The organism is Paenibacillus sp. J22P165 (assembly GCF_059692015.1).
The window spans coordinates 421,438-435,176 of the sequence record NZ_JCAUAP010000006.1; the positions used below are offsets into that span (position 1 = coordinate 421,438).

The following is a 13,739-nucleotide window of genomic DNA, read 5'->3' on the forward strand; positions in this document are numbered from 1 at the left end:
GAAATTGAATAGCTATGAATAACAAGGAGGGTTTACGCATGGTAAATAAAGGAACAAGAAAAACTTGGTTATCGGCGGTCCTGATTTTATTTATAACATTGCCTGTAGTGGGCTGCACGTCCAATGATGATCCCCAAGGTAGCGCTAATCCAACAGGGACTGCAAGCTCCGATGGTGGAAAAGGCGTTAATGCAACTGGCTTTCCGATTTCCAAAAATAAAATTACAATGAGTGCTTTCGCGCCACAATCTGCGAACATTGCGGATTTAAATACGAATTGGTTTACCAAATATTTGGAAGGAAAGACGAATATTCATTTGAACTGGCAGCTAGTGCCTGGAGAAACAGCGGCATTGAATGAGAAAAAGCAGTTGCTGCTAGCAAGTGGCGACTATCCCGACATTTTCATGCAAGGTAATTTAACGAAAGAGGAACAGTTACTTTACGGTCAGCAAGGCGTCCTTCTCCCGTTAAATAAGTTAATCGATCAATACGCACCGAATATTAAGAAAGCATTCAAAGACATTTCGTATTTGGAGAAGGCGATTACTGCGCCTGACGGCAACATTTATGCGATACCTTCCGTGAATGAATGCTATCACTGCCAGTTTTCTGCCAAAATGTGGGTAAATACGAAGTGGTTGCAAAAACTGGGCCTTAGCGCACCGAAAACGACCGATGATTTCTACAACATGCTCAAAGCGTTTAAAGAAAAGGATCCAAATGGGAATGGCAAAGCAGATGAAATTGCCTTCACGGGTTCACCGACAGGTTGGCATACGGATATAGAGACATTCGTCATGAATGCGTTCGTCTATTTCAATGCGGACAACAATTATTTCATGATGAACGGTGGCAAGTTGGCAACATCAGTCGACCAACCAGGCTTCAAAAAAGGTCTGCAATTCTTGAACAAACTATATGCGGAAGGCTTGATAGATAAGGAAGCATTTACGCAAAAATCGGATGCGCTTTCCCAAAAAGGGAATAGTCCTGGTGTAGCGATCGCTGGCGCGATTCCAGCAGGCTGGTTCGGCGAATTCACAGATGCCTCGCCAACGGCAACGCGACACAAAGACTATGATCCGATTGCACCGCTTACGGGTCCAGATGGAGCGTCTTTCGCGCCTCACTACATTGGCATCGGGAACTCGGTATTTGCTGTGACGAATAAAAACAAAAATCCAGAAGCAGCCATTCGTCTAGCTGATTATCTGTACACAGATGAGGGCACGACACTGTCCAACTTTGGGGAGGAAGGCCGCAACTGGGTGAAAGCGGATGCGAATGATAAAAACACACGCGGAACCGCTGCCAAGTTCAAGGTGAAAGAAACGACTTATGGTGTAGGTCAGGTGCAAAATGACCATTGGAATCAAATGGGGCCGGGCCTTCGTTCCTCCGAATATCGAGAAACTGCCTATGCAGCTAGCCAGGACATCTATACGATGGATGGTTTAGAAACTCGTCTGTACAAAGCTACCAAAGAATTGTATGAAGGACACCAACCGAAAGAAGAGTTCCCGACGGATATTTTCTTAACGAACGATCAGGCTAATCAAGTGAAACAATTGAAGCCGATTATTACAGATTACGTCAAACAGTCTATGCTGCAGTTCATCATGGGAGCCAAAAACATGGATAAAGATTGGGACGCTTATGTGAAAGGCCTGAAAGATTCCGGCATGGATCAATTCATCAAAATCTATCAAGATGCCTACGATAAAGTGTATAAAAAGTAATGGCAGGTAACGATTCTCGAAATTGGAGGGAAAACATGAACAAGCGTTGGGAGCGAACAGATTGGTTCCGGGAAGCACGATTCGGCATGTTTATTCACTGGGGATTGTATGCAATCCCCGCTCGGGGGGAGTGGGTCCGAAGCGTCGAGAAACTGAGTAACGAAGAGTACGAACCCTACTTCCGAGAGTTTCGACCGGACCGCTACGACCCGCGGGCTTGGGCAAAGGCAGCAAAGGCGGCGGGTCAGCAGTATGCAGTTCTAACGACGAAGCATCATGATGGCTTCTGTTTATTTGACAGCGAGTTTACGGACTACAAAGCGACCAACACACCTGCACATCGGGATTTGATCAAGGAATATGTAGAAGCCTTTCGCGATGAAGGATTGAAGGTTGGCTTTTATTATTCACTAATTGATTGGCATCACGATGATTATCCGGCCTATGGGGATCGCATTCATCCGATGAGAGATAATGAAACTTATGCAAACCGGTCCATTCAATTCGAGCGTTATGTGGATTGTTTACATGCCCAAGTAAAAGAATTAATTACAAATTATGGTAAAATTGATGTGATGTGGTTCGATTTCTCCTACGACGATATGACGGGTGAGAAGTGGAGGGCAACGGAGCTTGTAAACATGATTCGGTCTCTGCAACCAGACATTATTATTGATAACCGACTTGGCGGAGATATTAAAAAGGCAGAACCAGAGGTATATGCCGGTGACTTTTATTCCCCTGAGCAAATCGTTCCTCCCGGCGGTATTGTTGACGAAAACGGACTAAACGTACCATGGGAAGCCTGTATTACGCTCAACGACAATTGGGGCTATCATGCGAAGGATTTTGCCTATAAATCACCGAAACAGGTCGTTCGGGCTTTAGTCGAATGCATCAGTAAGAACGGCAATATGCTTCTCAATGTCGGACCAGATGCTCGAGGAGAAATTCCAGCTGAGTCCCTTCAAATATTGACGTTGGTTGGTGACTGGATGCGACGCAACAGTGAAAGTATTTATGGATGCGGAGCATCCTCACTTCCGAAGCCTGAATGGGGACGCTATACGCAAAATGGCAATATGTTATATGCCCACGTATTTGATCGCGGCATCGGACCGATTTATTTCCAGGGGCTAAAGGGGAAAATCAAAAAGGCGAGACTCCTCGCAGACGGCTCGGAACTGAAGGTGTCCACACCATGGATGGCGGAGCATTATTCGGATACCGAAAGTGGTGCCTTCATTCATTTGACGGGTGCCGAACTACCGGATGATATGGACACTGTCATCGCGCTCGAAATCGAATAAGTGGCAGAGGTGAATCAACGTTGAAAATCGGTCTTAGCACATATAGCTTACTGGGTGTCTTAAAAACAGGGGAAATGACTGTCCTTGACGTCATTCAGTGGATTGCAGATCATGGCGGAGAGCATATGGAAATCGTCCCTTATGGGTTCACACTGATTGATCAACCCGAGCTAGCAGCCGCAGCCCGATTGAAGGCGAAGGAAGCTGGCATCGAACTATCCAATTATTCGATGCCGGCGAACTTCGTTCAGGAGACGGAAGAGGCTTTCGAAGCGGAGATAGCGCGAGTTAAGCAGCATGTTGATTTGGTGAATAGGCTCGGCATGAATCATATGCGGCATGATGTGACTGCTTTTACCTTACCGTCTGACAAGATGACGATTCAATGGTTCGAAGCGAACTTACACGCGATGGTAAGAGGGAGTCGGCTCATTGCCGATTATGCAGCGCAGTACGGGATCACTACTACGATAGAAAACCACGGCTTTAGCGTACAGGCTAGTGACCGTGTACAGCGCGTACTAACGGAGGTAGATCGGTCTAACTTCAAGACGACGCTGGATATCGGCAATTTTATGTGTGTGGATGAGCAGCCGCTTATCGGGGTGCGTAAGAATTTGCCCTATGCGTCACTGATCCATGTGAAGGATTTTTATTTCAGACCGTACGATGAGCATCCTGGCGAAGGCGCATGGTTTACAACAGCGAATGGCAACTATTTAAGAGGTGCAATCGTCGGTCAAGGCGATATCGACATGCGTCGAATTATGAAGCTCATAAAGGATTCGGGCTACGATGGTTATCTTACCATTGAATTTGAAGGCATGGAGGATTGCAGATCTGCCTCGAAGATTGCGATGGACAACGCAAGACGGTTGTGGCAGGAGGCGTAGGGAGGTACGAAGCTACGAATGACGAATGCGGCATTGCTTGTGGAAGAATGGCGTGGACATCTAGTGGAATGCGAATTTTGGGGACATGTGGTTGGGATCAACCTGCAGGGTGACATCCGATATCAAGTTGGAGATCCCTATCATGTATCTTATTTACGATCAGCAGCAAAGCCTTTCCAGGCGATTCCCTTTTTTCGCAGACAACTGCATAAGAAATATGATCTAACCTTGGAGGAACAGGCTGTTCTGACAGCATCGCATCGAGGTCAGGCGTTTCATGTGAACGCTTTGGAAGCATTGCTAGATAAGCTTGGTTTAAATGAAGGGCAATTGGTTTGTGGAGCATCCTTTCCACTGCATACGCCAAGCCATTATCGGCTGCTTCAAGATGGACATCAGGAGAGGAAGCTCTATCATAACTGTTCAGGGAAGCACGTAGGATTGCTTGCAGTATGTCAGGCAGAAGGATATCCGCTTCAAGGATATGAAAAGGATGACCACCCGCTGCAGCAGGAGTTACGAGCGATCATAGGCGAAATGGCAGGTCTCCAAGGGGATCGCATACTGCTTGGCATAGACGGCTGTGGCCTTCCTGTATATGCGATGCCTTTGTACCATGCAGCGCAAGCGTTTCTGAAGCTCGCACGTCCCGAAATGATTGAGGATACTGCCACTTCAGTTGCTGTGCATGACTTGACCATAGCGATGAATAACTGTCCAGATTGGGTATCCGGAACAGGACTCATCTGTCCAGCGTTGCTTCGGGACGCGAATATTGCTGCGAAAGGTGGAGCCAAAGGCATATATTGCTTTGCGCTGAAACGAGAGGGATTGGCTTTTGCTTTAAAGGTTGCAGATGGAAGTGAAGACAAGTGGGCGTATGTCGTGGCTGCCATTCTTACTCAAATTGGATATCAGGATGAGACTACAATTGCACGTCTCCGTAAGTTGTGTCCAGATGAAATTCGCAATAGCTTAGGGGCTGTAGTTGGTCGGCATCGAATCGGATTTCAACTGGAATAAAAGGAATGGATGTACGACTCTCTAGCTTGGTAGGAACTGCTGATAAGTGGTATCAGCAGTTTTTTTGTATGCAAAAGTCGTAAAAGTGTGGTCATGTTCAACCCGTATGACTACGTAAATTCTGGCGATATTGGCTTGGAGTGAAGCCTTCATGCTTTTTAAAAATCCGATTGAAATAGGAGGGCTGATAACCGACTTGAATAGCAATATCATTGATTTTCATGTCCGTTTCAGCCAACAGATGCCGTGATTTCTCCAGACGTAAATTAGTCAGGTAATCAATGAAATTGACACCAGTTTGCAATTTGAATACCTTACTTAATGTGTAAGGATTGATTCCCACCGTGTCCGCACACCATTCCAAGGATAAGTCATCATTGGCATACAGCTCTTGTAACAAGTTTATGATTTTATCTACAGCGTAGCCTGTTTTTTCCTCTTGGGAAGAGCGTAACGCTGCGATTTCCTTCCAATACGGCCGTATGACTTTGGTCAACGCCCATCTCTGCATCGCTTTAGGCTCTCTAAGCTGAGCCCATTGTTCATAAAGGCCATCCATTTCTTGTGAACCGTAGCCCCATTTCAGCAAAGCATGAAACAAGCTGCCAAGAAATTGCATCATGCCTTGGCGGACATACATTTCCTTGCCCTCTGCTTCCAATTCTACTTCTAGACTGCTAAACAAGCGGTGGGTTTCGATCTCATCACCCATTCGGATGGATTGCAGCAACTCCCGTTCCAATTCGAATGGATACGTGAATCCCGTATGCGGCTTGGGAAGAAGCTCCTCCATGTCGAGTATTTGGTTTTGCGCGTCCAAATCCCGGAAAGTCAGCGCCTGACGGGCTTCTTCAAAGGCTTCTGGAACGCCTTGAGCGGAGGCTGTCGACTTTCCAATGACTTGGGTTACATTTAGTTTAAGTAGTTCACTCATCTTGGTCTTAATTTCTTCAGCAAGCCGGTACAGCTCGCCCCTTAGTTGCTGAGACTCCCATTCGGCCGGAAATAAAACAATCAAACCCATAGTAATATTTTGGAAGTTGATAACGCTGCCTTCCAAGCCTATTTCCTGCTCAAACAGCTCCGATACGATATTGGATGCTGAAAACGAAACGAGATGCTCGTCCCCTTCAAGGAAACGGCCATTTTGAGTCAAGTCATGAAGGCGGAATAGCATTACGCTATAGTGTTTTCCCTCCGGCTGCCAGCCAAAACTTATCATCCGTTCACGAAGCTGCTTTTCAGACAAGGAATTCAAGTGTCCCTGAAGCAACTGAAGTAGGAAGCCTTCACGCAGATAAGGAAGCTGTTCGTTGATTCGCTGCTTAAGAGAAAGAGACTCGGAGGTCATGTGCCACCACCGATTTTCAATGATATGCACTTCATCGCCATGATCCACTATCGCTGTATCTCGGACACCGCCGAAAATTCGAACGAGCCGCTTAATCGGTTCGTAAAGCTGGCGGGAGGCGAGCCAGGAGAGAATACCCGCCAGAGTCAAAGTAATGAGGCTAATCCCAATGATCAACCTGGACAGGAAGGCGACGGGCTTCGTTAACTGCGTAAGCGAAGTAGCTGTGACATAAATCCAAGGCGAATTCGTTCGGTTGAACTTTTCATAGGAAAGAGAGTATTTCTCTCCAATGGATTGAAATATGAAAGCATCGGTTTTTTTGTGATCTCTTAAAGATTCCATTAACAAAGATTTTTGTGTAGGATCTGTTGCACCCGATTTACCGCTCTTGATGGATAGTACCCAATCTCCAGCTTCATGATATAGATAAGAATCGACTTGGTTTTGACTGCCGACACCCCTCATTTGTTGGGCAAGTCGATTCTGATCCAAATAAAGAATCAGTGAGCCTTCGGGCTTCCCGGAAGCATGCGGTAGCTTATGTACAAGAGCAATGCCCGTCCGGTTTCCAGCCAATGGCGGCAAATCATTTGTCCAGAAAAGATTCTGTTTAGACTGCATTAATGAAGCAAAGGAGGCTTGGTTTGGTTGGCCATCAAGTGATGAAATGCCTTCCTCACTTGAGATAAGTGTCTTGTTATCAGATAAGTACAGATAGACTCGTTCAATTAACGGGTTCGATCCTCTGACAGTTGCTAAGGTACGATACAACTGCCAAACTTGGTCATATTGGCGTTTAAAGTCAAGCTGCTTGAGTTCATTATCAAAGGCAGGGTCGAAAGCCCATTGCGCCGTAAGAGTTTCCATCTGAGTGAAATAATTATCCAACACTTTGGTTGCTTGGCTCACCTGCAACTGATTGGATAGGTTCACTTCCTTTTCGATTCGAGATACGCCAAAATAGTAGATGCCGATACCGATCAAGATGGTAGGCAGACAGCTAATCATTAGGACGATCAGTAGACTTTTCCGATATAGAGAGCTGTGAGCTCTCGTCTCTTTTTTCATGCGGTATAGCATAGGGTACACCTCGCTCTGTAAGCGTATTCAATTACTTCAATAATTCTAGCACCGTTCACCAGTAATAGCTAGCTAACTATGGCACTGGCAAAAAAATGTGGATGTGCAAAAAAGTGCTGTTTCGAAATTCCTCTCCCAAGCTTGGAGAATGTACAGGGGAAAACGGAAAGTTGGATGTAATTACGTTGGAATTCACTCGCAACAGACTTAAAAAATCCCTGACAGCAGCAGCTGCCAGGGATTTTTGTCTCAATACCATAATTCTAAGTACGGAAGTCCTGAAGAGGCTTCACGTGTGTTGATTATGGCATGTCTGGTATCGTCACCGTTATCACTCGAGTAACGTTGTTCGCGAATTAAAGCAAACGATAGTAAGCTGTCCGGATGTTTTCTAACATACTCAGTAACATCGACTCGCATGATTTGACTGACGCCATCCGCTGACAGATGCCCGACAGGAAAAGCACCAACACCTACCCCGATCATTGCGGAAGTCGCAGGGTTTAGATTCGGAGCGTTGTTCCACGTCAAGGTAGATTCACTCCAGCTATCGTTGCTAATCCCATAGGTGTGGAAGTTCATATCCGTACTGTCGATAGGATTGTATCCGGTCACTCTTAGTACGGCTCTCTTAACAGTAGCCAAATTAATGCCAGACGTATTGAATTTGATGTAACTAACTCGATTATTGTTGGTGGACGCAGAATCGCGTTTAACTCTCATGGATGTCTCTGAACCAAAATTAGTGTTTGCACTTGCGCCACCTTGTACTTGGGCATCAGCGACAGCTGCAAGTTTGGACTCATTTAATAGTGTTCCTTTAGGCACTGTGATCAACCAGACGCTTTGTTTCGGGTGGGTTAAGGTTAGCGATTTGGAGGCTGGCATTTTAATGACCTGAGTGACTTCACCCCAATGGTCCTCACTGATTTCTTCTACTGTAACGACAGAATCAGTAGAGATCCCAACAGCGCTCATGTTGAATGTGGTCGTGTAATCTGTCGTCGTATTAGGATTGATGGCCAAAATATAATAATTATTGGTAGTGGGGTCGTAAGAGGTATAAGCGGCATAATCACTATGAGCAGAATTAGACAAAGTTTTATAGCGGTCTTTTTCGCCTTTGAAACCTTTGGCTGCGAATCGGACGACTTCTCCTGAACGTGTGACGCCTCCAATATCATAGGATCCAGAGTTCCACACGTAATTGAAGCCCGTACCCTGATAACCGTGGGCATCTGAGTAGGTATTGCTAAATTTAAAGGCTAACATACCTTTCACGTCACGAAGCATGGATTTTCCATAAATTAATGCCATATCCGTAACGGTTCCCATATCACTTAAATTGTAACTAGCATTGAGATCGAAAGTACCTGTGCTGTAGCGGTTGAACTCGGTATAATAAATTGGCAAAGCGGTGGCAGTTGGGGAGAACTGGATCATTTTGTTCTTAATCATATCAAGCTCATTGTAATAATCAGATCCAGTCATGTTGTATTTATGCGTACCAAAAATGTTGAAAATATCATAATTAACCGTATTGCCACGGTAATCCTTCCGAATGTTCATCATTGCTTTTTGACCCCAACCATACTGGTCATCACGGTTATCGGCATCCGGATCTGCGATCATATGATAGTCACCTGAGCTGCTTTGAGCATGGGTCAATACAGGAGCGCTAATTTGAGCGGTCAGCGACTTTCCATACAGGGCGTTAACATCCGCAATCGCGCAGCGAATTGCATCCGAAGAGAAACGAAGCATTTCAATGTAAGTGTCCTGGGTCAAATCGATATTGCTGCCATGATCGGGCTCATTAAATATCTCATACATCTTAACGTCATAATTTTTGGCCATATGGTAAGCCATTGCATAATCGAACTGCCACAGCTCCCAGCGGTCGCTCCAAGTGCCTGAACCGTTCCATAGTGTAGGATTCATTACTGCCAAAACATCTACGTTGAGGTTTTTTAATTCGCTCAGCATATAGTTCAGCTTAGACTGATTCGTTCCACTAGTCGTATAATTTTGAAAACGATCCTGAAAGACTGGCCAATTGATGTACGTTGTACTTTCTGGATTTGCTCGCAGGAGCGATTTCCGGGAATCAAAGGATGCTAGGTCAGTCACACCGTCACCATATGGTGCCATGTCATCCGTTGGTTCATAGTTACCCATGGACGTCCATATTCGGTAAGCATTTACGCCGGAATAATCTACCCAGGACGAAGTATTGCTGTTTGGCAAATAGTGTCCCTGATTATAACCGATATGCAGTGGGGTTTTACCCGCAATTTCGTTGTAAACCGTGACATCAGCTGAGGCTGCTGACGCAGTAGTCGGTCGAATCATGATAGTTGGCAGCAATAAGCTGAAGATAAATAGGGCTGGCACTACTTTTTTCATCTTTAACATTCGACTTCACTCCTCAAATTAATTAATTCCATTATTAAAGCGCTTACAATAAAATAGGGCTAGCCTCGCTCACTCGACTCCTTTCCAGTATACATGCTTACTATTGTTTGAGAATTCAACTATAAATAGCAGACTCAGCAACTTCAATCACACATTTTTGCCGAATGATACATTTTTGCAATCTGCTAGCTATGCCAAAAAAATTCCTACCGGCAAAAATGTGCAACAATGTGGGGGAGTCCCTATAAAATCTCACAAAATAAATGGCAAAAAAGTGAGGTTGCAGGAAATCATCGCCACGATTACGATAAATCCAAGAAACCAACGGCTAACCAAGCCGACATAGAGGAGAGTATTGAGAATGAGCCAACAGTCCGGAATTACCAATCAGAGTTTGCCGGCTCCGGTTTCCGCTAAGCTGACTAGTAAGCGGGTAAAACGTTCCGCTTTCTGGCATAATTTACGGCGTGACAAATATTTGTATCTGCTTGCGTCGCCAGCCATTTTATACTTTATTGTGTATAAATACGTTCCTATGTTTTGGCTGATCATTGCTTTCCAGAAATATTCTCCGATGCTCGGGATCTTCAAGAGTAAATGGGTTGGTTTTGAACATTTCGTTAGGTTCTTCTCAACACCAGACTTCTGGACTTTGTTCCGCAATACGATGGCGATTTCGTTCTTAAAGTTATTTTTCTTTTTTCCAATTCCAATCATTCTTTCTCTACTATTAAATGAGCTTCGCAGCACAAGGTATAAAAGAATCATTCAATCGGTCATTTATTTACCCCATTTCCTCGCTTGGGTCATTATCTCAGGAATTACGTTTCTGATGCTTTCTCATTCAGAGGGGGTTGTTAATAAAATATTCACTGCATTCGGGTGGGAAAAATTCGACTTTCTGACGAATGCCGACATTTTCTGGGGATTAATTGTAGGTCAGACGATTTGGAAAGAATGTGGTTGGGGGACAATCATCTTTCTGGCAGCGATTGCAGGTGTTGATCCTCAGCTTTATGAAGCAGCTAAGATGGATGGAGCAAACCGTTTTCGCCAAATGTGGCACGTCACACTACCTGCAATTAAATCCGTTATCGTTATCCTGCTTATTCTTAGGCTGGGCGACATCATGGATGTAGGTTTCGAGCATATCTACCTGATGCTGAACGGTGCAGTCAGTTCTGTGGGCGACGTGTTCGACACTTATGTTTTTAGAGCGGGTGTTCAGCATGGACAGTTTAGCTATAGCACGGCGATTGGATTGTTTAAATCACTCGTAGGATTAATCCTAGTTATTATTGCGAACAAAATTGCCAAAAAGGTCGGCGAGGAAGGCGTTTACTAACGTCCATCTATCGGAAAGGAGCACATACCATGAAACGAAGCTTAAGTGATAAAATCTTTGATTACATCAATGTTATTGGATTGGGAGTCATCGGTTTGATTTGCGTGTTCCCGATCTACTACGTGTTCGTCGTGTCATTCACAGAGCCTGCTGAGTATTATCGAGGCGGTCTCATCCTGTTTCCTTCAGAATGGTCGCTAAAATCCTATCAATTTCTACTCTCAACTAAGGCATTTCCAAGGGCTATCCAAGTAAGCGTCTTTCTAGCAACAGTAGGAACTTTCCTCTCTTTGTTGGTCACATCCGCTTTCTCCTATGCGCTTTCGAGAAAAAGACTGATGGGCAGAAGACTATTAATGCTAATGATTTTAATGACCATGTTGTTTAGCCCAGGACTTATTCCTCACTACTTGGTTGTCAAGGAGACGGGTCTTCTTAATAGCATATGGTCACTTATCATTCCTGGTATCACAAGTGCCTGGTATGTACTGTTAATGAAGGGCTTCTTCGATAGCATTCCAGTCTCCTTGGAAGAAGCGGCTGTCATTGACGGCGCCTCAGACATCGGGGTTTGGTGGCGAATTATTCTCCCCCTTTCTTTACCTGCGTTAGCTGCATTTGGCTTGTTCTACGCCGTGCATTATTGGAATACGTACTTCAACGCAGTTATGTATATCAATGATTTCAAAAAAGTACCGCTGCAGGTTCTCCTGCGAAACTTACTGGTCGACCCGTCAACTGCTGGCGGTGGTGAAATGGGACAGTCGGCGAATTCGGAAATGAGGCTTCCGACAGAGACGCTCAAGATGGCGGCTGTTGTTATCGCCACAGTTCCTATCATGATGGTGTACCCATTCCTTCAAAAGCATTTTGCTAAAGGAGCCATGGTTGGTTCCGTGAAGGAATGATAGCATACATATAAAGTCATTAGTCAAGAAAGATGCAACTATTATGAGGAGGTCTTCTAGATGAAAAGCAAAAAAGCTTTACTATCCGTGTTGGCACCGACATTATTTCTGTCGACTGTGCTGATGGCATGCGGAGGAACATCAACGGAAAGCACCAAAGCAAGTGTAGAGGATACAAAGCCAGTTGATATCAGTATATTTACGACCTTCTTCGGCACCGAACCTCCAGGTGAAGATAATGTAATTAAAAAAGAAATTGAAAAACGAACCAATACAAAGCTGAATATTTCTTGGACAGGTACTGAAGCTGAGCAAAAAGCCAATGTCATGCTCGCATCCGGAGACGTCCCTGACCTTATGTTTATCAGCAATATCACGACTCCACAGTTTACATCCATGGTTAGTCAAGGGGCTTTTTGGGATGTAACACCTTTTTTGAAAGATTACCCTAATTTAATGAAGTTCCCTGAAGATACTTGGATCTATACCCGGATTAACGGTAAAAATTTCGGTATTCCTCGTGTCCGTCCTACTGAAGGCGGAAGCTTTCCATATGTGCGCAAAGACTGGCTGGATAAGCTGGGTCTCAAAGTACCTCAAAATATGGATGAAGTGTATACGGTATTGAAAGCGTTCGTAGAAAAGGATCCTGACGGTAATGGCAAAGCGGATACGGTTGGTATGGTCGGCCTTGCAAGCGAAACGAGTATGAACACATTAGCATGGGTTGAAAACGTGTACAATAAGGCATTCGGTGAATATGCCATGGTGGACGGCAAGCTCGTTAATAAAAACATACTGCCAGGAACGCGTGAAGCTCTTGTCTGGCTGAACAAAGCCTACAATGAAAAGCTGATTCCTCAAGACTTTGCCGTGCTGAAATCGGCTCAAGCTTCTTCCATGATGAAATCAAACAAAGGTGGCATGTACTATGGTCCGCCAGAAGCTGCGTGGCCAGATGTGGAGGATCTTAGAAAATTAGGTATCAAAGAAGCAGATACATTACCGTTAATTTCTCTGAACGGGGTTACCTTCAGAGACGCAGGATTCTTCGGTGTGTACGCGATTCCTAAAACCGTGCCTGAAGCCAAGCTTAAGAAAATTCTGAGATTCATGGATTACGGCGCTTCGGATGAGGGTTCGACACTAGCGAATTTTGGCATTAAGGACACTCATTTCAAAGAGGAGAACGGAATCAAAATTGCGACTCCGCAAGCAACCAAAGACGTGGTGTCCTCACAAACTTTTGGTCAGATCTTCCAAAGTTACGACAAGTACTTCCGTGCTTACCGTGTAGGTATGGATGCGCAAACCTTCGAACGCAATAAGAAAATTATTGACGAGCGTGCTAAGGTGAGCGTACCGGATTTAGGTAAAGGATTGTTCTCGGAAACCGATGAGAAGCTGGGAGCCGATTATATCAAGAAGTTCATCGCTCTAAAAGTGAAAATTATTATGGGTAAAGAGCCGATTACGGCTTGGGATACGTATATCACTCAGCTTAAGAACGATGCTAACTTTAAAAAGATTGAAAATGAGATCAATGAATCTTATAAAGTCCGTATAGGTAAGAAATAATTTTTAACGATTGTAATTACGGAAGACGTCCCGCTTTTGGAGCTTAACTGCTGCGGAGCGGGACTTCTTTTTACACAAAATTAGGTTCTTG

At 44.7% G+C, this 13,739-nt stretch carries 9 protein-coding genes; 7 read left to right on the plus strand and 2 right to left on the minus strand.

What is annotated here, in order from left to right:
• Positions 1-38: 38 nt before the first annotated feature.
• Genes AC58QM_RS16895 through AC58QM_RS16910 form a run of 4 tightly spaced genes read left to right on the plus strand, consistent with a single transcriptional unit; the run spans position 39 to position 4,968 of the window.
• Complete coding sequence (locus AC58QM_RS16895) at positions 39-1,742, plus strand: ABC transporter substrate-binding protein (protein ID WP_497285861.1); 1,704 nt, start codon at positions 39-41, stop codon at positions 1,740-1,742.
• 35 nt (positions 1,743-1,777) lie between these two features.
• Positions 1,778-3,052, plus strand: coding sequence for an alpha-L-fucosidase (locus tag AC58QM_RS16900; RefSeq protein ID WP_497285862.1), 1,275 nt, complete (start codon positions 1,778-1,780; stop codon positions 3,050-3,052).
• Between the two features lie 20 nt (positions 3,053-3,072).
• Positions 3,073-3,945 (plus strand): sugar phosphate isomerase/epimerase family protein, encoded by an 873-nt coding sequence (locus AC58QM_RS16905; protein ID WP_497285864.1) that lies wholly within the window; start codon positions 3,073-3,075, stop codon positions 3,943-3,945.
• An 18-nt stretch (positions 3,946-3,963) separates the two neighbouring features.
• Positions 3,964-4,968, plus strand: coding sequence for an asparaginase (locus AC58QM_RS16910; RefSeq protein ID WP_497285866.1), 1,005 nt, complete (start codon positions 3,964-3,966; stop codon positions 4,966-4,968).
• A gap of 97 nt (positions 4,969-5,065) precedes the next feature.
• On the opposite strand, the gene AC58QM_RS16915 is transcribed toward AC58QM_RS16910, so the two are convergent.
• On the minus strand, positions 5,066-7,402 hold the full coding sequence (locus tag AC58QM_RS16915; RefSeq protein WP_497285868.1) for a helix-turn-helix domain-containing protein: 2,337 nt from the start codon (positions 7,400-7,402) through the stop codon (positions 5,066-5,068).
• A 249-nt stretch (positions 7,403-7,651) separates the two neighbouring features.
• Entirely contained in the window at positions 7,652-9,817 is a 2,166-nt protein-coding gene (locus tag AC58QM_RS16920; RefSeq protein WP_497285870.1) for a CBM96 family carbohydrate-binding protein, read from the minus strand.
• 361 nt (positions 9,818-10,178) lie between these two features.
• Between AC58QM_RS16920 and AC58QM_RS16925 the strand changes: the two genes are divergently transcribed.
• Genes AC58QM_RS16925 through AC58QM_RS16935 form a run of 3 tightly spaced genes read left to right on the plus strand, consistent with a single transcriptional unit; the run spans position 10,179 to position 13,648 of the window.
• On the plus strand, positions 10,179-11,162 hold the full coding sequence (locus AC58QM_RS16925) for an ABC transporter permease (RefSeq protein WP_497285872.1): 984 nt from the start codon (positions 10,179-10,181) through the stop codon (positions 11,160-11,162).
• A gap of 29 nt (positions 11,163-11,191) precedes the next feature.
• The gene (locus AC58QM_RS16930) at positions 11,192-12,070 is read left to right on the plus strand and encodes a carbohydrate ABC transporter permease (protein ID WP_497285873.1); all 879 of its coding nucleotides are present in this window, start codon (positions 11,192-11,194) and stop codon (positions 12,068-12,070) included.
• A gap of 60 nt (positions 12,071-12,130) precedes the next feature.
• On the plus strand, positions 12,131-13,648 hold the full coding sequence (locus AC58QM_RS16935) for a type 2 periplasmic-binding domain-containing protein (protein WP_497285875.1): 1,518 nt from the start codon (positions 12,131-12,133) through the stop codon (positions 13,646-13,648).
• Positions 13,649-13,739: the final 91 nt, after the last annotated feature.